Origin of the sequence: Flavobacterium zhairuonense, from assembly GCF_004352915.1 — a bacterium.
GTDB lineage: Bacteria > Bacteroidota > Bacteroidia > Flavobacteriales > Flavobacteriaceae > Flavobacterium > Flavobacterium zhairuonense.
The window spans coordinates 159,121-182,073 of the sequence record NZ_SJSY01000067.1; the positions used below are offsets into that span (position 1 = coordinate 159,121).

Annotated in this window: 24 protein-coding genes, 1 pseudogene and 1 riboswitch; of the genes and pseudogenes, 7 read left to right on the forward strand and 18 right to left on the reverse strand. The window is 33.6% G+C overall.

Going from position 1 to position 22,953, the window contains the following annotated elements; all coding sequences use genetic code 11:
• Positions 1–133 precede the first annotated feature (133 nt).
• Positions 134–2,989, forward strand: a complete 2,856-nt coding sequence (gene carB, locus EYY60_RS05600) for a carbamoyl-phosphate synthase large subunit (protein WP_132988404.1) — start codon at positions 134–136, stop codon at positions 2,987–2,989.
• A gap of 68 nt (positions 2,990–3,057) precedes the next feature.
• Here the strand turns inward: carB and EYY60_RS05605 are convergent, their stop codons facing one another.
• From EYY60_RS05605 to EYY60_RS05625, 5 genes are all read right to left on the reverse strand, one after another.
• The gene (locus EYY60_RS05605; RefSeq protein ID WP_132988405.1) at positions 3,058–3,600 is read right to left on the reverse strand and encodes a DUF6252 family protein; all 543 of its coding nucleotides are present in this window, start codon (positions 3,598–3,600) and stop codon (positions 3,058–3,060) included.
• Between the two features lie 135 nt (positions 3,601–3,735).
• On the reverse strand, positions 3,736–4,272 hold the full coding sequence (locus EYY60_RS05610; RefSeq protein ID WP_132988406.1) for a DUF4252 domain-containing protein: 537 nt from the start codon (positions 4,270–4,272) through the stop codon (positions 3,736–3,738).
• 2 nt (positions 4,273–4,274) lie between these two features.
• Complete coding sequence (locus EYY60_RS05615) at positions 4,275–4,802, reverse strand: DUF4252 domain-containing protein (RefSeq protein WP_132988407.1); 528 nt, start codon at positions 4,800–4,802, stop codon at positions 4,275–4,277.
• A gap of 16 nt (positions 4,803–4,818) precedes the next feature.
• Positions 4,819–5,277, reverse strand: coding sequence for a hypothetical protein (locus tag EYY60_RS05620; protein WP_132988408.1), 459 nt, complete (start codon positions 5,275–5,277; stop codon positions 4,819–4,821).
• Positions 5,264–5,773, reverse strand: coding sequence for an RNA polymerase sigma factor (locus EYY60_RS05625; RefSeq protein WP_132988409.1), 510 nt, complete (start codon positions 5,771–5,773; stop codon positions 5,264–5,266). Before EYY60_RS05625 ends, EYY60_RS05620 begins: the two co-directional genes overlap by 14 nt.
• A 162-nt stretch (positions 5,774–5,935) precedes the next feature.
• Between EYY60_RS05625 and EYY60_RS05630 the strand changes: the two genes are divergently transcribed.
• The gene (locus tag EYY60_RS05630) at positions 5,936–7,408 is read left to right on the forward strand and encodes a S41 family peptidase (RefSeq protein WP_132988410.1); all 1,473 of its coding nucleotides are present in this window, start codon (positions 5,936–5,938) and stop codon (positions 7,406–7,408) included.
• Between the two features lie 73 nt (positions 7,409–7,481).
• Here EYY60_RS05630 and EYY60_RS05635 read toward each other — a convergent pair whose 3' ends face one another.
• From EYY60_RS05635 to EYY60_RS05675, 9 genes and pseudogenes are all read right to left on the reverse strand, one after another.
• Complete coding sequence (locus EYY60_RS05635; RefSeq protein WP_132988411.1) at positions 7,482–8,528, reverse strand: YncE family protein; 1,047 nt, start codon at positions 8,526–8,528, stop codon at positions 7,482–7,484.
• Between the two features lie 5 nt (positions 8,529–8,533).
• The gene (locus EYY60_RS05640) at positions 8,534–10,387 is read right to left on the reverse strand and encodes a TonB-dependent receptor plug domain-containing protein (RefSeq protein WP_132988412.1); all 1,854 of its coding nucleotides are present in this window, start codon (positions 10,385–10,387) and stop codon (positions 8,534–8,536) included.
• Positions 10,388–10,414: 27 nt separating this feature from the next.
• Positions 10,415–10,620, reverse strand: a riboswitch (cobalamin riboswitch).
• A 67-nt stretch (positions 10,621–10,687) separates the two neighbouring features.
• Positions 10,688–11,224 carry an alpha-ribazole phosphatase gene (gene cobC / locus EYY60_RS05645; RefSeq protein ID WP_132988413.1) on the reverse strand — a complete coding sequence of 179 codons (537 nt, stop codon included), beginning with the start codon at positions 11,222–11,224 and terminating at the stop codon, positions 10,688–10,690.
• A complete protein-coding gene (locus EYY60_RS05650) occupies positions 11,209–12,006 on the reverse strand; it encodes an adenosylcobinamide-GDP ribazoletransferase (RefSeq protein WP_132988414.1) in 798 nt (265 codons plus the stop codon). The genes cobC and EYY60_RS05650 overlap by 16 nt, the downstream gene beginning before the upstream one ends.
• Positions 12,007–12,254: 248 nt before the next feature.
• Entirely contained in the window at positions 12,255–12,686 is a 432-nt protein-coding gene (gene tnpA / locus EYY60_RS05655; protein ID WP_132988415.1) for an IS200/IS605 family transposase, read from the reverse strand.
• Between the two features lie 63 nt (positions 12,687–12,749).
• The gene (gene cobT / locus EYY60_RS05660) at positions 12,750–14,429 is read right to left on the reverse strand and encodes a nicotinate-nucleotide--dimethylbenzimidazole phosphoribosyltransferase (protein ID WP_132988416.1); all 1,680 of its coding nucleotides are present in this window, start codon (positions 14,427–14,429) and stop codon (positions 12,750–12,752) included.
• 106 nt (positions 14,430–14,535) lie between these two features.
• Entirely contained in the window at positions 14,536–15,060 is a 525-nt protein-coding gene (gene cobU, locus EYY60_RS05665) for a bifunctional adenosylcobinamide kinase/adenosylcobinamide-phosphate guanylyltransferase (protein WP_132988417.1), read from the reverse strand.
• A 48-nt stretch (positions 15,061–15,108) separates the two neighbouring features.
• Positions 15,109–15,469 (reverse strand): annotated as a pseudogene (locus EYY60_RS05670) (four helix bundle protein).
• 31 nt (positions 15,470–15,500) lie between these two features.
• Positions 15,501–15,863: a DUF5522 domain-containing protein gene (locus tag EYY60_RS05675; protein ID WP_132988418.1), complete on the reverse strand. Its 363-nt coding sequence runs from the start codon at positions 15,861–15,863 to the stop codon at positions 15,501–15,503.
• Positions 15,864–15,958: 95 nt separating this feature from the next.
• On the opposite strand from EYY60_RS05675, the gene EYY60_RS05680 reads away from it, so the two are divergent.
• From EYY60_RS05680 to EYY60_RS05690, 3 genes are all read left to right on the forward strand, one after another.
• Entirely contained in the window at positions 15,959–17,101 is a 1,143-nt protein-coding gene (locus EYY60_RS05680) for an ABC transporter substrate-binding protein (RefSeq protein ID WP_132988419.1), read from the forward strand.
• 1 nt (position 17,102) lies between these two features.
• Positions 17,103–18,131, forward strand: a complete 1,029-nt coding sequence (locus EYY60_RS05685) for a FecCD family ABC transporter permease (protein ID WP_132988420.1) — start codon at positions 17,103–17,105, stop codon at positions 18,129–18,131.
• 96 nt (positions 18,132–18,227) lie between these two features.
• The gene (locus tag EYY60_RS05690; RefSeq protein ID WP_132988421.1) at positions 18,228–19,004 is read left to right on the forward strand and encodes an ABC transporter ATP-binding protein; all 777 of its coding nucleotides are present in this window, start codon (positions 18,228–18,230) and stop codon (positions 19,002–19,004) included.
• Here the strand turns inward: EYY60_RS05690 and EYY60_RS05695 are convergent.
• From EYY60_RS05695 to EYY60_RS05710, 4 genes are all read right to left on the reverse strand, one after another.
• The gene (locus EYY60_RS05695) at positions 19,001–19,483 is read right to left on the reverse strand and encodes a hypothetical protein (protein WP_132988422.1); all 483 of its coding nucleotides are present in this window, start codon (positions 19,481–19,483) and stop codon (positions 19,001–19,003) included. The two genes, EYY60_RS05690 and EYY60_RS05695, sit on opposite strands and share 4 nt — an antisense overlap.
• Positions 19,484–20,130: 647 nt before the next feature.
• Positions 20,131–20,589, reverse strand: a complete 459-nt coding sequence (locus EYY60_RS05700; protein ID WP_132988423.1) for a tRNA (cytidine(34)-2'-O)-methyltransferase — start codon at positions 20,587–20,589, stop codon at positions 20,131–20,133.
• 99 nt (positions 20,590–20,688) lie between these two features.
• Entirely contained in the window at positions 20,689–21,255 is a 567-nt protein-coding gene (locus EYY60_RS05705) for a pseudouridine synthase (RefSeq protein ID WP_132988424.1), read from the reverse strand.
• A 53-nt stretch (positions 21,256–21,308) separates the two neighbouring features.
• Positions 21,309–21,506, reverse strand: a complete 198-nt coding sequence (locus tag EYY60_RS05710) for a hypothetical protein (protein WP_132988425.1) — start codon at positions 21,504–21,506, stop codon at positions 21,309–21,311.
• A 144-nt stretch (positions 21,507–21,650) separates the two neighbouring features.
• Here EYY60_RS05710 and EYY60_RS05715 point away from each other — a divergent pair, with 144 nt between their 5' ends.
• On the forward strand, positions 21,651–22,025 hold the full coding sequence (locus tag EYY60_RS05715) for a hypothetical protein (protein WP_132988426.1): 375 nt from the start codon (positions 21,651–21,653) through the stop codon (positions 22,023–22,025).
• Positions 22,026–22,173: 148 nt separating this feature from the next.
• Positions 22,174–22,926, forward strand: a complete 753-nt coding sequence (locus tag EYY60_RS05720; RefSeq protein WP_132988427.1) for an SDR family NAD(P)-dependent oxidoreductase — start codon at positions 22,174–22,176, stop codon at positions 22,924–22,926.
• The last annotated feature ends 27 nt before the right edge of the window (positions 22,927–22,953 follow it).

A 22,953-nucleotide genomic window follows, 5' to 3' on the forward strand; every position in this document is an offset into this window, starting at 1 on the left:
CATACATAAGGCGATTACTTTTTTAGTATCGCCTTTTTTTATACCTTTTCGGTAATAAATTTGTAACTTTCTAGTTTAGAATACACTATGAAGGTTTTTTAAAGCACTTATATAACTACACAATACATACAAAATGCCTAAAGACACATCAATAAAATCAGTTTTAATAATAGGTTCAGGACCTATTGTTATTGGTCAAGCTTGCGAATTCGATTATGCGGGATCTCAATCTGCACGTTCGATTCGTGAAGAAGGAATTGAAGTTATCTTGATTAACTCGAACCCAGCAACGATTATGACCGACCCATCTATGGCCGATCATATTTATTTGAAACCTTTAACTACAAAATCGATTATTGAAATTCTTAAGGAACATCCGCAAATTGATGCAGTTTTACCAACAATGGGAGGGCAAACAGCATTAAACTTGTGTTTGGAAGCTGAGGAAAAAGGAATCTGGCAAGATTTCGGAGTAAGATTGATCGGTGTTGATGTTAACGCAATTAATATTACTGAGGACAGAGAGCAGTTTAAACAGCTTTTAGAGAAAATTAATGTACCAACTGCGCCAGCAAAAACAGCTACTTCTTACTTAGAAGGAAAAGAAATTGCTCAGGAATTTGGTTTTCCGCTTGTAATTCGTCCTTCGTTTACACTTGGAGGAACTGGAGCAGCGGTAGTTTACAAAAAAGAAGATTTTGATGAGCTTTTAACTAGAGGTCTTGAAGCTTCTCCAATTCACGAAGTTTTGATCGACAAAGCTTTGATGGGATGGAAAGAGTACGAGTTAGAGCTTTTAAGAGATAAAAATGACAACGTTGTAATTATCTGTTCGATTGAAAATATGGACCCAATGGGAATCCACACTGGAGATTCGATTACAGTAGCGCCAGCGATGACATTATCGGATACAACTTTCCAAAAATTACGTGACTACGCCATCTTAATGATGAGAAGTATCGGAAATTTTGCTGGAGGATGTAACGTACAATTCGCAGTTTCGCCAGACGAAAAAGAAGATATCGTAGCAATCGAGATCAACCCTCGTGTTTCTCGTTCTTCTGCTTTAGCATCAAAAGCAACAGGTTACCCAATTGCAAAAATCGCTTCTAAACTAGCTTTAGGATACAACTTAGACGAATTGCAAAACCAAATTACAAAATCTACTTCGGCTCTTTTTGAACCAACTTTAGATTATGTAATCGTAAAAATACCTCGTTGGAACTTCGATAAATTTGAAGGTTCAGACAGAACTTTAGGTCTTCAGATGAAATCTGTAGGTGAGGTTATGGGAATTGGACGCTCGTTCCAAGAAGCGCTTCACAAAGCAACTCAATCTTTAGAGATTAAGAGAAACGGTTTAGGTGCTGACGGAAAAGGATATAAAAATTACGAACAAATTATCGAGAAACTAACTTATGCAAGCTGGGATCGTGTTTTTGTAATTTATGATGCAATCGCAATGGGAATTCCATTAAGCACCATTCACGAAATTACAAGAATCGATATGTGGTTCTTAAAACAATACGAAGAGCTTTATATTTTAGAAAAAGAAATTTCAAACTACAAAGTTTCAAATCTTCCAAAAGAATTATTGCTTGAGGCAAAACAAAAAGGTTTTGCAGATAGACAATTAGCGCACATGATGAGCTGTCTTGAAAGCGAAGTACATGCTTTGCGTATGAACATGAACATCAATCGTGTATTCAAACTGGTTGATACGTGTGCGGCTGAGTTTAAAGCAAAAACACCTTACTATTACTCAACTTTTGAGGCTGAAATCGAAAAAGCAAACGGAGAACGTTATGTAGATAACGAAAGTATCCATACTGATAGAAAGAAAGTGATCGTTTTAGGTTCTGGACCAAACCGAATTGGACAAGGAATCGAGTTTGATTACTCTTGCGTACACGGAGTTTTGGCCGCTAAAGAATGTGGCTACGAAACGATCATGATTAACTGTAATCCTGAAACGGTTTCTACAGATTTTGATACTGCTGATAAATTATACTTCGAACCCGTTTTCTGGGAGCATATTTATGACATCATCCAACACGAAAAACCAGAAGGTGTAATCGTGCAGTTAGGAGGTCAGACAGCTCTTAAATTAGCAGATAAATTATCTAAATATGGAGTGAAAATCATCGGAACTAGTTTTGATGCACTTGATTTGGCAGAAGATAGAGGAAGATTCTCAGACTTATTGACTGAGTTAAATATTCCTTTCCCAAGATTCGGAATCGCTGAAACTGCTGACGAAGCTTCAAAATTAGCGGATACTTTAGATTTCCCGCTTTTAATTCGTCCTTCTTATGTATTAGGAGGTCAGGGAATGAAGATTGTAATCAATAAAAAAGAGCTTGAAGAGCACGTAATCGATTTGTTGAAAGCAATTCCAGGAAACAAATTGCTTTTAGATCACTACTTGGCCGGAGCAATCGAAGCTGAAGCTGATGCAATCTGTGATGCTGATGGAAATGTTTACATCATCGGAATTATGGAGCATATTGAGCCTTGCGGAGTTCACTCTGGAGATAGTAACGCGACATTGCCTCCTTTCAACTTAGGAGAATTTGTAATGCAGCAAATTAAAGATCATACGCATAAAATTGCAAGAGCCTTAAAAACTGTAGGGTTGATCAACATTCAGTTTGCAATTAAAGATGATACGGTTTACATCATCGAGGCAAACCCAAGAGCTTCTAGAACGGTTCCGTTCATTGCAAAAGCTTACGGAGAACCTTATGTAAACTATGCTACAAAAGTAATGTTAGGCCACAATAAAGTAACAGATTTTGATTTCAATCCACAATTAAACGGTTTTGCAATCAAACAACCAGTTTTCTCTTTCAGCAAATTCCCGAATGTAAACAAAGCGCTAGGGCCAGAAATGAAGTCAACAGGAGAAAGTATCTTGTTTATTGACGACTTAAAAGACGATCAATTCTATGAATTGTACTCTAGAAGAAAAATGTATTTGAGTAAATAATCTCAGATTCTACTATAAAAGAAAAAGCTCCAATGAAAATTGGAGCTTTTTTTTATAATAGAAGTTTGTTAGTTTGAAACATCATATCTATAACTAAAAGTACCATCAGTAACTTTTGTTGTGATAGGGTTAGATGCACTGATAGGTTTTGAAGAATTTTCAACACAATTAAAAGAGAATGTTCCTTTTACAGTTTTTGCATTTGTGTCAACAGCAGTAATGATTACACTTCCTTCGACTGGGTATTGAATGTTGGTGCCTTTGCTGTTATATGACATTTCTATTTGAGTTTTTGAAGCGTCATAAGATGCTGCTGTAATAGGATATGTTCCAATTTTAAGATTGCTTCTTTTAATGTAAATCCTAATTTCGTCGATTAAAGTTTTTCTTCCTTGTAATTGGATAAACTCTGTTTGAGGATAATAATCAAATAAAGGTTTGGTTGTGTAATCTGAAGAAAATGGATTTTGCATTTCCCATAAAGTTCCATCGACTTTTGCGGTCATTGCAAATTTGGATGTAGAATCAGGGGTTTCTGTGTTGTTCTCGTCGCTAGAACAGCTGTTTAAAGCAAAAATAAGAGCAAGAAACAGGATTTTTGGTGTTTTCATTAGGTTGATTTTTGGGTTAAAATCCAAAAGTAGCTAAACGATTATAATATATTTTACGTTAAAACGTAATGGGGTATAAAAAAAAGCTCTAAAATTATTTAGAGCTTTTTCTGATTTATAAAGTAAGATTGATGATTATTTTATCAATTGCTGTAATGGTTTCAGCTGATCCATATTGATGTTTGATTTTTGTAAAACCGACATCAATGTCATAATGTTATTCGGATTCATGTTTTTTCCTAAAACACGTACTACGGCAAAACCATTTTCTTTTCTGTTGGCAAAAATGACAAACTCTTCGATGTTTTCATCAGTTCCAACATAGCTTACTGAAGCACCGTCTTTGCCAGAGCCCACTTTCATTAATTGCTGATATTTTGGATCTTTTAAAATTGCTTTCACTTTGGTGCGTTCTGTTTCAAATTCGGCTTGATTTTTATCTGTAGCTTTAAAGGCTAAAATGTTCATTTTGTCAAATGATTTTAGCGCTTCATTTTGCTCGGCAGATAATTTTGCTTTGTCTACATTTAAAATATTAGAGGAAACATCGACCGCGATAAAATCCTTTTTCTCGCTATTTTCAACAAAATACTTTTGCAATGAAGGTTCAGAATTACAACTAATTAAAGTAAGTAATGCTATTAGGGCTGAGGTAAAAACACGTGTTTTCATGATTATTTTTTGCCTTTAGAGGCCTTTTTTAAGTCTGAACCGCCAGGAAGTTGCATTTTGTCAGTAAGGACAGAAATTTCATTTAAGTCAAAGTTACCAGTCAGCGATAGTAAAACTGTTTCGTCATTTTTTGCACCGTCAACAAACATCAGCAATTCTTTAATTTGAGAGTCGCTAGCGCCAGATTTTACCATTATGCGAACATTTTTTCCGCTGTCGTTTACTCGCATTAATTCTTCTAAACCAGCAGTTTTAATGTATTTATCTGCAGAAGCTTTCATGTCAGCTTCGATTTTAGGGTTTTTTGTTGTAAACACTTTTAAGTAATCTAATTTTTTGATCAGATTAATGTATTGCTGTGTTTCTTTGTCAGTAGCGTCAACTTTTACTTTGCTCATTAGATCGAACATTTTTTTGTTAACAATTACTGATGTTACGTCGTCTTGACCGTCAAATTTGTCAAAAGCGCCTTGAGCGTAGAAAGAATGTGTGAAAAAGGCGAAAACTAAAGTTATAATTAGATTTTTCATTTTTGATTGATTTTAATTACTGTTTAAAAATTTTGTTTTTTGATTGTTCATATTCGTTAATGTATTGTACACTTCCAATACCTACATTAACATTGTTTGATAAAAGTGCTAAGGCCTTTTGCGTTGCTTTTAGCGCTTCTTCAGGATTGTCATAAGTTCCTAATTCTGATTGTGCGACAGCCGGAGTTGTTTTTTCTTGGCTTGCAAAGAAATAGGTTCCAATTCCGAGTAAAACAACCGCCGAAGCTGCAATTGATAACCACGCCACATTTCGTTTCTTAGTTTGTAGTGGAATCTCTTGTGTCGATTTTTGTTGTTTTACCTGAGAGAAATAACCAAACATTGGCTTATATTGCTCTAAATGCTGCGCAACATTTGGAGATGAAAAGTATTCTTTTAGTTCCTTTTCTTCAGCAATAGTGGTGTCTCCCTGAAAGTATTTTTCTAATATATTTTCTATTCTATCTAATTCCATAACTGTGTGTGTTAACCATTGATTCTCTAATTTTTTTTCTCGCTCTCGAAAGTGCTACTCTAATAGCGGTTTCATTCATGTTGACAATTTTAGCAATTTCATCAAATTCATATTGCTCAACATCGCGAAGCTGAATTAATATTTGAAGCTGTTCTGGCAGCTCATTTATAATTTTTTCGACCCATTCCAAGCTATCAGAATCTTCTAATTTTTTGTCTAATTGAGGTTCCCGGTCTGTAAAATTGTTGTGTACAATCTTGAGGTTTCCGGCTCTTTTAGATTTTAATTGATCCAGACAATAATTTTTTGTCATGGTCATGGCTACTGCTTCAATATTATTATAGGAATCCAAATTGTCTTTTTTGTTCCATAATTTTACCATCACTTCCTGAGTAGCATCTTCAGCTTCTTCGGTGCTGGTGAGCAATCTTTTTGCCAGACGAAAAACTTTGTCTTTAAAAGGATTAATTAATTCTATAAACACATTCTGATTCATAAAATTGGTTGGTTATTCGTTAGCTTATATAGTCAAGACGAGGCACTATTATTTTTGTTACAGCCACTTTGAAAAAAAAATTACAGAAAAAATGAAATAAACTTGCTCCTGTTAAAACTAAAGGTAGTATTTTTACGTTAATAGATTACCAAAAGCATTATTATGAAAACAATTTTAAGGAGTTTATTACTCATTTTTTTGCTGGCATTTGCTTTGCAATCTTGTGAAGATCAAGATGATGTTGAAGCTCCTGCAACTTTGCAAGTAAACGATTTTATCTGGCACGGATTAAATGAAGTTTATTTGTGGCAAGCTGACGTGCCAAATTTAGCAGATGATAGATTCAGCACCAAAGCGGAATTAAACTCTTATTTATCTGGATATTCTGATCCGGAAGAATTATTTCAAGATTTATTAAATAAACCCATAAGTAAATATCCTGCAACGGCAATTGACCGTTTTAGCTGGATTGTGGACGATTATACTGTTTTGGAGCAAGAGCTTAACGGAATCACAAAAAATAATGGTGTCGATTTTAAATTGACCCGAGTTTCATCTGGATCTAATGATGTTGTAGGTTATGTGCGTTACATTATCCCAAATTCGGATGCTTCAGGTAAAGCTATTAAAAGAGGGGATTTGTTTACTTCTGTAAATGGTACAAAACTTACGGTTTCAAATTATCAATCTTTATTGATTGCTCCTGACACTTATACTTTGGATTTTGCAGATTATAACGGATCAGCATTTGTTTTGAATGGAAAATCGGTTACTTTGACTAAAACAGTTTTAGAAGAAAATCCTATTTTGATCAATAAAGTAATTACATCTGGAGGTCATAAAATTGGTTATTTGATGTATAATGGATTTTATTCTGATTACGATGCTAGACTGAATCAAGCTTTTGGGGAATTAAAAGCACAAGGTGTTACAGATTTGGTTTTAGATTTAAGATACAATGGTGGAGGATCTGTGCGTTCTTCAACTCGCTTGGCTAGTATGATTACTGGGCAGTTTGATGGAAAAATATTTTCTAAACAGCAATATAATCTTAAATTGATGGCTTCAATGACGACAGATGACTTGGAGACTTTAAATCAGAGATTCGTAAATAGTATTGACGGAACGGCTTTGAATAGTTTGAACTTATCAAAAGTTTATATATTGACAACTTCAAATACTGCTTCGGCAAGTGAATTGGTTATAAACGGATTAAAACCTTATATCAATGTTGTTCAAATTGGGGAAACCACAATAGGTAAAAATGTGGGTTCTTTTACGGTTTATGATTCGCCAACTTTCACAAAAGAGAAAGTAAATCCAAATCATAAATATGCTATGCAACCATTGGTTTTCAAAATTACGAATGCACAAGATTTTGGAGATTATACATCTGGATTGACCCCTACGTATGTTCAATTAGAATATATCAACAATTATGGTGTTTTAGGAGATCCTTCTGAGCCATTATTGAGTTTGGCAATTTCTAAAATTACTGGAGCTACAGCTAAAAAGATTCAAACAGACAAGTCTTTTATTTTGCCTTATATAAGCGATTCGAAAAAAATCAATGGATTACGAGACGAAATGTATTTAGAGAATGCTCCAAAAGGGTTTTCGAGATCATTAAAATAAAAAAAAAGGCTTTCAGAAATGAAAGCCTTTTTTTCAAAAAAAATCCAAAAACTAATTTAAAAATAAAGGTATGTTAGTTGAAATAAAAACCATTTGGTCCAACTCCCACAGTTAATTCTTTTTGTGATACACCACTTAAATTGTAGATGTAAGCTTTGCTATTTGAAGCGTAATCTCCTGCATCGGCAATGAAAATTTTGTCATTGTTTACCGCAAAACCATATATAGAACCACCAGTTGAAAGCGTTGCTGTAAAGATTGGAGCGGTTGTAGCATCAGTTGCTGTTGTATTAATAGCATATACAGCTTTGCCTGCAGTGTAGTAAATTTTATCATTGTAAATGTCCAAGTAACCTGCACGTCCTTGAGCTTGTGGAATTGTAATTTTTGAAGCTGTTTTGTCAGAAAGTTTTACTTTTATAATTTCGCTGTTAGCTCCTGAAAGCCCTCTTAGGATGTACAGTATGCCGTCTTTTGCTTCCATAGTGTCAGCATTGTATCCAATAGTTACAGGTGTCTCCAATGCTTTTGTTGCTGGATTTACAACTAATAATTTATCGCTTGAGTAAGGTTCAGTAATATATAATTTGCCATTTTCTAATAAAATTCGGTTAGCAGTAGCATTCAATTCAATTTTAGACTCATACTTGTTAGTTGCCAAGTCAATAACAGCAATATAATCGTCAGTATCGCCCGTAGCTGGATTGATGTATGAATATGTATTTGCATTTGTTACATATGCTTTTCCGTCTTTTACAACACCATATCTTGGGTTTGCCAATCCACTATCAATTTTAGCAACTAATTTAAAGGTGTATCTATTTACAACATTAATTACGTTAGATCCACCAGCAATGATATACGCTTTGTCTCCGTCAAAAAAGATGTTTTGAAGATATACTCCCGCAAAATCTCCTGCATTTGCAGTTTTGTAAACGTCAGCAGTAAAATTTGATAAATCATCACTCGCAAAAGAAACAGATCCACCGCTAGAATTTCCTTCGTTTAAGATGAAAAAACCATTATCATAAGCTCCTTTCGGATCGTTGTCATCATCGTTAGAACAAGAAACAAAAAGCGAGACGCTGATTGCGAATAAAAATAATCTAGTTAATTTCATTATATTTAAAATTTAAGGTTTAAGTACATATTAAAATTTCTTCCAGGCACTGGTCTGTTTTCAAGACTTTCATAATTTTCGTTCCAAATATTCAATATTTGAAATCCGAGTTTGAAAGAACTTAAAAATTTAAAGTCATAATCGATTCCAATATTCGAAACCGTATAAGCATTAACAATTTCATTTGGATCATTATCTGCCTGTGTATACACAAAACCATTATACAGAAATTGGTAATAAGCAGAGATTCGGCTTCGTGAATATGAAACTGACGCTGTTACTTTATTGAAAGGAACAAAGAACAGTTGTTTGTCGGTTTCTGTGTTTTCTGAAACCGTGTATGCATAAGTAGCATTGGCTCCAAAATAATTTTTGCCATACTGTTTTTTCCAGCTCAGTAAAGTTTCGGCACCATAACTGTTGACTTTATCTGTGTTTTCGGGTCTCCAGATGCCCCCGCTTCCTGGGACCCATCGCAATAAATCGGTAATTTTGATGTAGTAAAGTGTTTGCGTAAGCGAAATGTTTTTGAAAGTAAATACATTTCCAATTTCCGCCTGATAGGAACTTTCTGGTTTTAAATCAGGATTTCCTCCTTCTTCCCAATATAAATCGTTGAAAGTTGGAATTCTGAAATTTCTAGACAAATTCAATTTCAAATTATACAGTTTTCCAAATTGGTAAGAAGATCCTAAATTGAATAAAACAGGCGATTTATAATTGTCTGTAAATTCTTTTCGAATACCAAATTCACTTTTCCAGTCTTTTGAAAAATCTTGTTTTACTAATAAAGCAGCAGAACTTATTTCTCGAGTATTATCTCCAAAACCGCTTCCATAACCTTTTGTGCGGTTGTAATCTAAAATCCCGTTTACTTGTGTTGATTTGAAAAGTGTGTATCCTAAATCGGCTTTTGTGATAAAACTTTCTGTTTTTCCGTAAGTATATTGATTTAGAGCGTTGTTTGCGTAATATTGGTAATTTTCAAAAATATAGGCCGTTTTGAAATTGGCTGTAAACTTCCCGTAATTTCCGTCGTATTCAAGTAAATTTCTGTTGAAACCGTTTACATATTTGCTTGGAGTTTCAGTTTCGGTTATTAAAGAAGTATTTCGATCTGTGTTCGAAGTCTGAGTATATAATTTTAAACTGTTTTTGGCATCAAATTTATATCCCAAATTAGCACTTAGGGTGATAACGTCGTATTGTCCATTTTGATTCCAGCGCTGTTCGCCTTTCCAAGTATATCGGTTCAAATATTTATAGTCGTTTGTCGAACTGTTTTTTGAAAAACCAATTTGGGCGCTCCACTTTTTATTGGAAATATTAGTTTTATAATTAATCCCAATGGTATTAAAACTTCCGTAATCGAGTTTTAAATTATTCTCAAAACGATTATAAAATGCCAAATCGTTGTTTAAATGGACAGTTCCGCCCACGGCACCACTTCCGTAAATAACACTTCCGCCGCCAGCTTTTACACTAATTGAATTGTAATCTGCTCCCGAAATAGTGTTGAAATCGGTGCTTCCATTCATCTGAGAATTGATATTAATTCCATTCCAAATAACAGCGGTTTGAGAAGAAGTCGTTCCTCTAAAAGCAACTGTCGAAAGCATTCCGCGACCGTATTCTTTAAAATAAATTGTAGAATTGAAGTTTAATAAATCAGTTAACAAAGCCTCATTTTTATTGATAACAGAATCATTGAGTTTTAAAACCGATTGTGATGTAGAATATTTTTTAAGATTGGAATCAGAAACTAAAACTTCTTTTAAACTAGTAATAGAATCTTTTTGCGCCCAAATCAATTGGCACAACAATACTAAACTAAAGGCGAAATATTTTTTTAAAGTCATAATTTCTACACTCTTTTTCCCGAGAGTTCGATCTTTGTTTCAAAGGCAGGTCTCCTGGCTTACGTCTTGTTGTTTGCCTTCCCATTCGCCGCGGTGAACAGTGGTTTGTAGATAACAACAAGCATTCTTTTCAGAACTAAGCTTACAGTTGCGGGTACAGCTCAAGATTTTACTTGATTCCCTTTTAATGTGTTTTTTTAATTAAAAACACAACCTTAATTTTGCGCAAAGATAAAGTTAAAATTATTGAATTTTCAAATTTGTTTTACTTTTTCGGACAAATTCTGAACAAAAGCTTTGTCAAAGCTCAATTTTAATGACTTGACCAAAATCAACTTTATTTTGAAATGCCTCTTTTAAAGGCAATGAAGTTTGATGACATAAGATACTTCTGATGATTCCGGCATGTGCGACAATTACAATTGGTTGTTTTACATTTTTTGAAATATTGTTCAACAAAAAGTCACTAACTCTGTCATGCAATTCAACAAAAGATTCTCCGTTTGAAACCTTGATATTTACGAAATCTTCCATCCATGGATTGAGTTGTTCGGGCGGAATTTCGTTCCAGTTTTTGAGTTCCCAATCGCCAAAATTCATTTCTTTTAAACGCTCATCTTCGTGATAGGAAATGGTTTTGATGTTGTTTTGAATGTGTTTCGCCAAAATCACACAACGCTTTAACGGACTTGTAAAAATCGAAGCTTCGGAAGGCAATTGCGAAACAATTTCGTCAAAGATATTATCAAAAGGAACAGCAATATCAACATCAGATTGGCCATAACAAATTCCTTTTTCGCAGATGGTTTCAGTGTGGCGAACTAGATAAATTTCCATATAAAAAGAAGACTTAAGTAAAAAATAACTTCGCAGACTTGCTGTGTGGCACCAAGGCAATCGCCAGTATATCCGTCAATCCATTTTTGAAAATATCGCGCTAAAAAATATCTTGTCAAAAAAATAGGAATTAAAACCAACAGGATTTTTATCTGAAAAGAAAAATAGGCGAGCGCTAACAATGGAACTAATCCAAAGAAAAAAGATCCGAAAATCTCTTTCCAAGTATGTTGTTTTGCAATCGGTTTACTTTTGCTTGTTGCATCATCTCGTGAATATTCATGAGTGAAAATGATACTGATTGCAGCCAAACGGCTTAAAGAATGAGCCGAAATAAATAACAAGAATAGTAGAAAATAGGTGTTGTCATTTTTGAAAATCAGAAGAGATTCTGAAAGCAATTTGAATTTTGCTAAAAACAACAATACCAAGCCAATTGCTCCATAAGCCCCAATTGCACTGTCTTTCATAATCATCAGGATTTTTTCTTTAGTCCAACCACCGCCAAATCCGTCGCAGACATCTGCAAAACCGTCTTCGTGGAACGCTCCTGTTGTTAAAATAGAAGCAATTATGGCGAAAATTACCGCGGTTTCTGTTGAAAGAAATAAAGAGAAAATATAGAAGGAAAGAAATGAAATACTACCAACAATCCATCCAATAAATGGAAAATAACGGGTTGCTTTGTTCAAATAATCAGGATGATGCGTAATGTTTTTTGGACATGGAATTCTTGTATAAAACATTAAACAGGTGAAGAAAATGTGTAGTTCTTTTTTCATTTAAAGTGTGTAAGTTTGGCTAAAGCCCTTTGTTTGTCAATATTAAACCAACATCTAAAGATGTTGGCAATTCATTTCATATAAATTGCCTCCAGATTTATCTGGAGGTTAATATGAAATCACAAAGAAAAGGGCTTTAGCCAAAAAATCAAAGCAAAGTTTTTCATGTTATAATTTTTGAATTGCCTCCAGATTTATCTGGTGGTTTAATAAAATGACAAAGAATAAGGCTTTAGCCAAACTCTCGACTAAATTCTTTTAAATCCAAATTTGATCATAAACTCATCATATTCTTCTTGAAATGTTTTCTTTTTATGATGTTCTTCTTGGTTTTTGATATAATCTCGGACTTTATCAACAATCGATTCTGAAACTGAAACAGCAAAATATTCGTCTTGCCATTCAAATTTTTCTTTTGTTAATTGATTTTTATTGATCCAATATGAAGACTCGCCTTTTAATAATTGTATTGTTTTCTGAATAGTTTGGTCATTTCCGAGCGAAATCAAGCAATGACAATGGTCATTATATCCACTAATGAACTCAATAAATATATTTTTTTTTAAGGCATTTTCTTTGATGTGATGCCAAATTTTCTGACGTAAATCAAGAGAATTTAAAAATGGGAATCTGTTTTTTGTGCTCCAAACGCAATGAATATAAACTTTTGTAAATGGCATGTAAAAGATTTAAATAATTTCGATTTATGCTCAAAGTTATAAACTTTAAAAATAAAAAGAAAGTTATTTCTTACTAACTCCCGCGCTTTCAAAACTAGCCATTTCATTTAAAAAAGCCTCAGCCGATTTTAAAATTGGGAAAGCAATTGCGCAACCCGTTCCTTCGCCCAAGCGCAAATCTAAATTTAAAATTGGTTTTGCATCGAGATAATCTAAAAGTTTTATATGTGCTTTTTCGGCAGAACAATGACAGAAAACGGCATTTTTTTTAATATTCGGATTTAATTTATATGCGATTAAAAATGCTGTAGTGCAAATAAAGCCGTCAACTAAAATCAGCATTTGGTTTTCAAAAGCGGCTAGCATTCCGCCCGCCATTTGCAGGATTTCAAAACCGCCAAAATAGGCAAGTTGTGTCATTAATTCGGCTTGGCCAGAATAATTTTCGATTGCCTTTTTGAGCAAATTTTGTTTTTGAAGCAGCTTTTCCTCTTTAATTCCGGTTCCTTTTCCGACACATTCTTCAATTGAGAAACCTGTCAAAATGCTCATTAAAACAGAAGCTGTTGAAGTATTTCCAATTCCCATTTCACCAAAGCCAATACAGTTTGAACCTGTTTTTGCTATTTCTTCCACAATTGATTTTCCTCTTTCAAAACAGAATTGAACTTCGGTTTCGCTCATTGCTGGAACGTGCAGAAAAGATTGTGTTCCTTTTGCGATTTTGGCATTTATTAGTTTTGTATTCGTCGGGAAATCATAGTTCACGCCTGAATCAACAATCGACAATTCAATACTATTTTGTTTGCAAAAAACATTTATTGCCGCGCCACCGTCAAGAAAATTATTCACCATTTGACGTGTAACATCTTGCGGATAATCGCTTACACCGTGATTTGCTATTCCGTGATCAGCGGCAAAAACAACCATGTTTGGATTTATGATTTTCGGATTTAGTTTTTGCAAGACGGATGCCATTTGGAAAGCCAATGTTTCTAAAGTTCCTAAAGCGCCAATTGGTTTTGTTTTTGAATCTATTTTATCTTGAAGAAGTTTATCAAAATCTTCACTGTTATTTTTTTCTGACGAAGTATTTGTATTGATTTCTGAAGTTGAACTTTCGTTTAAATGTTGAATTTCAGTGCAAATTGGTGCTTCCGATTTTTGTTTCCAATGCAATTGCTGCAACATGGGTTGATTGTCATAGTTTGTTGCAGGTTTTCCTATGCAGAAATATCCTAAAGGCTCAATATTTTCTGGTAAATCTAATATTTTTTTAAACTGGTAATAATTTAAAATAGAAACCCAGCCCATTCCGTAGCCTTGTTCTGTCAATGAAAGCCAAATATTCTGCGCCGCACAAACCGAACTGAATTTTACCGCTTCATTACTTCCAACAGTTCCAATCGTAAATTGATTTAAAACAGATCGATCATAAGCAATTATAAGTCCGATTGGTGCTTCTTCAATTGCTTCTAGTTTTAATGATCTGTAAAGTTCTTTTTGTTCGGGATTGTCAGTAAGTTCTTCGGCTTTTTTGTTGTACTCTAAAAACAGATTTTTAATGGCTGTTTTGACTTCAGAAGATTTTATGATGTAATATCTCGTAGCATCCGTTAACCCAACAGAAGGCGCCCAATGTCCAGCCTGTAAAGCTTTTTGGATTACTTCGTCAGGAACTTCATCGGCAGTAAAATGTCGTGTGTCGCGGCGTGATTTTAAGATATCATCTAAACTAGTCATAAATTCCATTTTTTTATCTCGAGGCTTCGGGACCAAATTCCAATTTCATTGTGAATGTGATTATTCTTTTTTTGTAAAGGTACTTTAGTATATTGGAATTTGGAATTTAAAATTTGGAATTTTCCCCTTTGATTTTTACCGGAATTCCCGAAACCATCAAAACTACTTCATCAGCATTTGAAGCTAAAAATTGATTTATCCAACCTTGTAATTCTGTGAATTTTCTGCCAATGTGTGTATCTGCGTGAACCCCCATTCCAATTTCGTTGGTCACAATTATTAATGTGGCATTTTCTTGATTGGCAATCGAAAGAAATTCTTTTTTGGCTTCTTCCAAAGATGCGGCAACATCATTTTTAGTATCAACAAAAAAGTTAGTCAGCCAGAGCGTGACGCAATCAATAAGTGCAACTTTTTCTGAAAAATCAATTTCACTAAGGTATTTTTCTTTTTCGATATTAGTCCATCGTTCGTCACGTTCTTGTTGATGACGATCGATTCGGTTTTGAAAATCAGAATCCCATTTTCTAGCTGTTGCAACATAAAGTGGTGAATTAGAAAGTTGTAAAGCTAAGTTTTGAGCATAATTGCTTTTTCCAGAACGCTCTCCGCCTGTTATTAGGTAAATCATTTATAATGGTTAATTATTAATTGTTAATGGTTAATTTTTTGAAGAAATTTATTTTTCAACTAATTGATTTTTAGAAGTCTTTAAAATACTTGTTATTAATTTTAAAATTGAAATCGCATCGTGATGAATGTTTTCAAATTCTTTTTCGTTAAGATAGTCTGTCGCTTTTTAGTAATTCTAACCAGTAAACAGTTTCATTGGCTTCTTTTTGTGCTATTGCGAATTTATGGATAAAATCGCTTTTGCTTTCCGCATGTTCAGCTTCCCGAATCATCGCGCCAATACTTGTTCCAGATCTTAAAAGTTGTTTAGAAAGTGTAAATTCTTTCTTGTTGTTTAAATGTTGGTTTAATTTTACAATCCGAATTGCAAATTCAAAACTTTTATTTTTAACGACGTTGTTTTTCATAATTAACAACTAACAATTTATAATTAATAATTCAATAGGGGCAATGACGACAGCCGTTTCCACAACATTTGCCTCTTTTCAGATGGTACCAGGTTTTAAAAACCATATTGCCATTTTCCATGTAGTAGTCAATTCCTTCGATAAGTTTATCTGTTTTGGGCAATAATGCAGCCTTGTTTTTTGTTGCTTTTTCAGGAGTTATTGTTTCTATATAGGCATCAATTTTATCTTCGCAGGCTTCTTTGAAACATACTGGACACAAACAGTCGCCCCCTTCTGAAAGATTAAAAATAGGTGGGTATTCATTGCACCAGCATTTGTTTTCAACCGAAATATCTCCACAGCTGAAAGAAGCCTCACAGCTTGAGCAAATTTTTGTTTTTGTGGTATTCATAATGTAAAGATACAATTTGTTGAATTTTGTAAGAATAAAAGTAAACAAAAAAATCAGAAAATGATTTACCTTTGTCCCTATCCAAAACGTTAAACATGAAATTTTATTTACCTAAGTTAGTATTTTTTCTTTCTTTTTTTATTCTTACAAGTTGTAAAAAAAGTGAGAATATTGAAATCGTAAAATCAGAAACTGCAAAAAATAGTATCGAGTTTGCTTCAGGACTTTCTATCGTAAAACAAGAGGGATATTCTATAGTTACAATCTCAAATCCCTGGCCTAATGCAAATAAGGATTTTAAATATGTACTGAAAGAAAAGGATGCTAAAGTTCCGGACAGTCTTCAAACCTATACAACAATAAAAGTGCCATTAGAATCGATAGTGGTTACTTCGACAACAAATATTCCGTTTTTGGAAATGCTGGAAGTAGAAGATAAATTGGTTGGTTTTCCACATACCGATTATATTTCGTCTGAAAAAACAAGAGCACTTATTGACAAAGGTTCAGTAAAAAATGTTGGACAAAATGAAAAATTAAATATCGAACAGCTTATTGAATTGTCGCCAGATTTGATTGTAACTTTTGGTGTTGACAACAATAATCCGATGTTGGATAATTTGAAAAAAAGCGGTTTGAATGTTTTGATTCAGGGCGATTGGATGGAACAGTCTCCACTTGGAAAAGCGGAATGGATTAAGCTTTACGGAGCTTTATTTGGTAAAGAGGACAAAGCAAAAGAATTGTTTGATAAAATTGTTGAAAGTTATAATCAAGCTAAAAAATTAGTAGAAAATAAACCAGCAACAACAAAAGTTTTATACGGTTCTATGTACGAAGATGTTTGGTATGTAGCCAAAGGAAATAGTTGGGTTGCGCAATTTATGAAAGATGCCAAAGCCGATTATTTATGGAGCAATTTAAAAGGAACTGGAAGCGAAGGTTTGTCTTTTGAAAAAGTGTTGGATAAAGCGAAAGAAGCAAATGTTTGGGTGGTTTCAGGTTCTTTTAAAACTTTAGAAGAATTACAAAAAGCAAATCCGCATTATGGGGAGTTTGATGCTTTTAAAAATAAAACGGTTTATTCATTAGAAAATAAATTTGGAGCAACTGGTGGAACAATTTTTTATGAATTATCACCAAGTCGTCCGGATTTAGTTTTAAAAGATTATATAAAGATCTTCCATCCGGATTTATTGGCGGGTTACGAATTTACTTTTGCATCAAAACTGAATTAAATTGGCAAACAAAAAGCGAAATACCATTTTATTTATTGTTTTGTCTCTCGGACTTTTGCTGATGTTTTTTGCGAGCATTAGTTTGGGATCTGTTATGATTCCGTTAAAAGAGGTCGTTACAAGCTTAACCGGAGGACAAGCAACAAAATCAACTTGGGAATATATTATTATTAATTACCGTTTGCCTAAAGCCATTACTGCGGTTTTGGTGGGGGCGGGACTTTCGATCAGTGGTCTTTTGATGCAGACTTTATTCCGAAATCCTCTTGCAGGCCCCGATGTTTTGGGGTTAAGTTCTGGAGCAAGTCTTGGTGTTGCTTTTGTGATTTTAGGAGCAGGATTTCTGCCTTCATTTCTAAGTATAATAGCTTTATCGTCTTACGGAATTGTTTTAGCATCAACCTTAGGGAGTATATTGGTTTTGTTCCTAGTTTTGTGGGTTTCGCAGAAATTACGCGATACAATGGCAATTTTGATTATTGGTTTAATGTTCGGAAGTTTTACAACATCGATTGTTAGTGTTTTGAGTTATTTCAGTACAGCAGAACAGCTTCAGAAATTTACCTTTTGGTCAATGGGAAATCTTGGAAATCTTTCGTGGACAAACATTGTGATTTTGACAGTTTGCGTTGGAATCGGATTGCTTTTAAGTATCAAAAGTATCAAATCGTTGAATGCTTTGCTTCTTGGTGAAAACTACGCTAAAAGCTTGGGATTAAATTTTAAGCAAGCGAGATTAATAATCATATTTGCAACCAGCATATTATCTGGAGCAATAACAGCCTTTGCTGGACCAGTAGCTTTTATTGGCATAGCAGTGCCACATATTGCAAAATTGACTTTTCAAACGAGTAATCATGCCATATTATTTTGGAGTACTTTGTTTTATGGATCTATAATAATGTTGTTTTGTGATATCGTTTCTCAAATGCCAGGCTTTGACGTAACGCTTCCAATCAATGCCATAACATCGATAATCGGAGCGCCTGTTGTGATTTGGCTTTTAGTCCGAAAAAGAAATTTTCAGTAATTTGTTTAGCCACAGATTAATCGGATTATACAGATTTGCACTGTTGTTTAAAAAAAACTTAGTGTCTTAGCAACTTAGAACCTTAGCAACTTAAAAATGAAAAACATTTTAACTACTTCAAATTTAAATATTGGATATAAATCCAAGAAAGGAGTTACAACCATTGCTGAGAATCTAAATCTAAGTTTAGCTTCCGGAAAACTCATTACTTTGATTGGAGCAAACGGAATAGGAAAATCCACTTTACTCCGAACAATCACTGGAATTCAGAAACCTTTATCAGGAAATGTTTATTTGAATGAAAAAAATATTTCGGCATATAAACCTTTAGAATTAGCGCAGAATTTAAGTTTAGTTTTAACTGAAAAATTACCTCCGAGCAATCTTTCTGTTTTTGAATTGGTGGCACTTGGACGCCAGCCTTACACGAATTGGGTTGGAACTTTAACTCCCGAAGATATTGTAAAAGTAAACGAAGCTTTAGCCTTAACTCAAATTACACATTTAGCAAAAAAGAAGCATTTTGAAATTAGCGACGGACAATTGCAGAAAGTTTTAATTGCAAGAGCTTTGGCACAAGATACACCTTTGATTATCTTGGATGAACCCACAACCCATCTCGATTTGTTGCATAAAGTTTCATTATTCAAATTATTGAAGAAACTAACCCAGGAAACTGAAAAATGCATTTTATTTTCAACACATGATATTGATCTTGCGATTCAATTAAGCGATGAAATGATCATGATGACGCCAGAAAATATTGTCCAAGATGAACCTTGTAATTTAATTTCAAATGGCAATTTCAGCAATTTATTCAAAGATGAACATATTATTTTTGATACTGAAAAAGGGAAGTTTATTGTGACTTAAATTATATTGTTTTCTTTCTTAAATCTATTTCTTTGAACTTTCAATACTATACCTAGTTCACTTACATCTGTGCTTAGTTTAATAAGATTGAACATCATTATTTGGCCAGAATCAATAATATCGTAAGTGAAATATTGTGCACTGTTCTCTTGGTAACTATCTTGTTCTAAAAAAGTTCTTTCGTTTTCAATATTACTCCATGGAATCAAAAGATTATTTCTATACTGAATTCCTTTGGAATTAATTCTAAATTGAATTTCATCAATTCTTTTTATTGATTTTATAAGTAGAGGAATTTGAACAATAAAAAAGCAAAAAAGTGCAAAAACTAGAATAAGTTGATTGTATATGTAGCAGTAAATAAGTCCTATAAGACTTCCAACTATATAAATAACTCTCTCTAGAATTTTCCCTCGTGTGTAATAAATAAGGAATTCTTCAGAATAACTAAGATTGTTTTCGTCAATTAGAGGCCTCATTTTTTTCTTAAAGTTTGTTTGAGTTGTTTTTTGCCGTTTTCAATTCTTTGATTTTTCGATGAATTATTGTGAAAGCTACAACTGCAAGTGAAAAAAGAGAAATTTTAATTAATAACTCAAAGAATAAATTTGATGAATAAGAGCTTGAAGACATTGTCCATGAACTTGGCAAGTAATCTCTATGGAAAGAAGTTACAATGATTATTATTTTTTCAATAGAAACAATGAAGAAAAAGCTGAAAATTAGCCTTAAAAGAATATTTTTTTGAATTGATTTAATTCTAAGAAATTGGCTCATAGAAAACCAAAGTAATGGCTGAAGCCAAAAACCGAACCAATATTGACCAAACATTCTGTTAAGCAAATAATTTTTACTTTCCTCATCTAAAATGTTTAATTCAACAATTGTTGATAGAAGGAAGACAATTAAATAAGCAATTCCAATAAAAGTAATGAAATAGTTTGACAGATTATTTGTTTTTTGGAGAATTGGATTTTTAATAAATATTGAAAGAAATAAACAAATAATAGTAATTATTCCATAAGTAGAAAAAAAATCTATTAATATAAATTCCGTATTAAACAATAATCTTTCAATCATATATAAATTTCTTAATTCTCGATTAAACAGTTAAACAAATAAACGATTAAACTTTTTTAAATCCAATCTGTCTCTTAGCTTCACCAACCACAAACGCCACAGAATTTGCAATATTAAAACTACGAATAAGCGGTGACATCGGAATAGTCAAATGATTCTCAAATCTCGCCATAAATTCTTTGCTTAAACCAACACTTTCTTTCCCGAAAACCAGCCAGTCGCCATCTTGAAATTCATTTTCCAAATAAGATTTTTCAGAATGCGAACTCATCAAAAACACGCGCGAATGATCTGGAATTTGTGCGATCCATTCTTCTACATTTTGATATTCGCTTACGTCAAGATGCACCCAATAATCCAAACCAGAACGTTTCAAGTTTTTATCATTAATGACAAATCCAAAAGGATGAATCAAATGTAGTCGGCTTTCTGTACCAACACACAATCTTCCAATATTTCCAGTATTATTAGGTATTTCTGGCTCAACAAGAACAACGTTTAGCATCTTTTTTTAGTTATGAATTATGAGTTATAAGTTATGAGTTTCAAAAATTATCTAATTAGCACATTTTCAAATTGCCGTATTTTCAAATTGCCACATTCTCTAATTATCAAATTGATCCACTTCGCGAACTTCTCCGGCTTTTAAGTTTTGCAAATATACATTTCCAATTCGAACACGAACTAATCGTAATGTTGGAAAACCAACTGCCGCAGTCATTTTTCGCACCTGACGAAATTTTCCTTCTCTGACTGTGATTGATGCCCAGGAAGTTGGGCCATGACGTTCGTCTCTAATTTTTTTGGCTCGTAGTCCAAAATCAGGTATTTCTGTTACTATTGAAGCTTTACAAGGTTTTGTTTTGTATTTACCGCCATCAAGCCCAATTTCGACACCTTTTTGCAATTGTTCGATGGCTTCTGGCGTAATTAAGCCATCAACCTGAACATAATATTCTTTTTCGAACTTTTTGCTTCGAACTAATTCGCTCATATTTCCGTCAGTGGTTAATAAAAGCAAACCTTCAGAATCTTCGTCCAATCTTCCAATTGCCATTGTTCCTTCGGGAAAATCATGCAATTCGCCTAAAAGCTTTTTCTTTCTTTTTAATTCATAAATAAATTGGCTTAAATAGCCGTATGGTTTAAAAAGAATGAAATGTCTATGCATGTTTTAATTTTTTGCAAAGATAGTTTCTTTGGCAAAATTAAATGGAAAAGTTCTTATGCTTTCATTTTTTTCAGCCATTGGTACACAAACCAAACTACAGTAATTGCAAAAATGACAATTAAAACAGGATAATAATTTTGGAAAAACTCATGAAAATAGCTTCCAACCAAAATATAAATGGAAGCCATGCATAATTTGATCAGAATAAATTCGGCATTCGACCAACTGGTTTTTATTTTAAAGAAATTCATAATTGTAAAGGTTGTTAAGTTGCTTTTACTAAAGGTAATAAATTAAAAAAAGATGGCAATTATAAAAAAGAAGGACTATAAAGCGATAAATTTTTCAGCTCTAGAATTCGTAATATTATACTAAGAATTTTAAATGTAAATAGTATGGAAACGAATAATTTAGGCTCAAAAAAGATAAACGGAATCCAGAAAAATATAGACGAAACAAAAGGTAAAAATGTATCGCACGACATAAAATATGACAAAGCAAATCTGGAACAAGAAGTTGTAACCGATGAAAAGGGTAAAAAAGAAATTGTGGATCGTGCCCGAAATGTAAACGAAGAAATCGACAAAGTTGCCAATAGCGTAAATCCGGATAATCCAAATGCAAATCGTGGTGTTGCGACAGATGAAGAAGCCAGCAAAACAGTAGAAAACAAAGACCGAAACTCTGATGTAACTCCAAATCGTTATCCAAATTCAAATCCAGAAAGTCATGAAGATCGTGGCAATATGAAATTGGATGAAGAACAATAAATACGGATTTTTTTGCAGATAATCATCAATTTATGATCAAATAACATTTGATTGGCATAACAGGTTAATGTTATGCTAAACTCGTTTTTAAAGGCTTTAAACCGTTAATATCTTCGTAAATTGTAGAAGCAATTTAAATTTTTACAATATGGCACTTTTAGAAAACAAAGTAGCTTTTGTATCTGGCGGTGGTTCTGGAATTGGACGCGCAGTTGCAGAAGCCTATGCACGAGAAGGAGCAAAAGTAGTTCTTTCAGATATCAATGTTGAAAATGGTGAAGAAACCGTAAAGATGATTAAAGACAGCGGAGGTGAAGCTTTTTTTGTAAAAGGCGATTCGTCGAGTGCAAGTGATAATAAGCATATGGTTGAGGTTGCGGTTTCAAAATATGGACGTTTAGATGTTGCCTGTAATAATGCAGGGATGGGCGGACAAGCAAAACCAACTGGCGAATATGATCCAGAGGCTTGGGATCGCGTAATTGCACTTAATTTGAGCGGTGTTTTTTATGCTTGCAGATATCAATTAGAGCAAATGGAAAAAAATGGTGGCGGAAATATTGTCAATATCGCATCGATTCATGGGCAAGTCGCCGCGCCAAATAGTCCAGCTTATACTGCGTCAAAACATGGAGTAGTGGGTTTGACTAAAAATATCGCAGCGGAATACGCTTTGAAAAACATTCGCTGTAATGCAGTTGGGCCAGGTTACATCGAAACGGCTTTGTTAAAAGATAATATGACTCAGAATTTAATGGATGCCGTTGCAGCAAAAGCTCCAATGAATCGATTAGGAACTGCTCAAGAAGTCGCCGATTTGGTTGTATTTCTAAGTTCTGAAAAATCGTCGTTTACAACAGGAAGTTATATTATTGCAGATGGCGGTTATACTGCGATTTAAAGTTTCAGACATAAAAAGAAAAAAAGG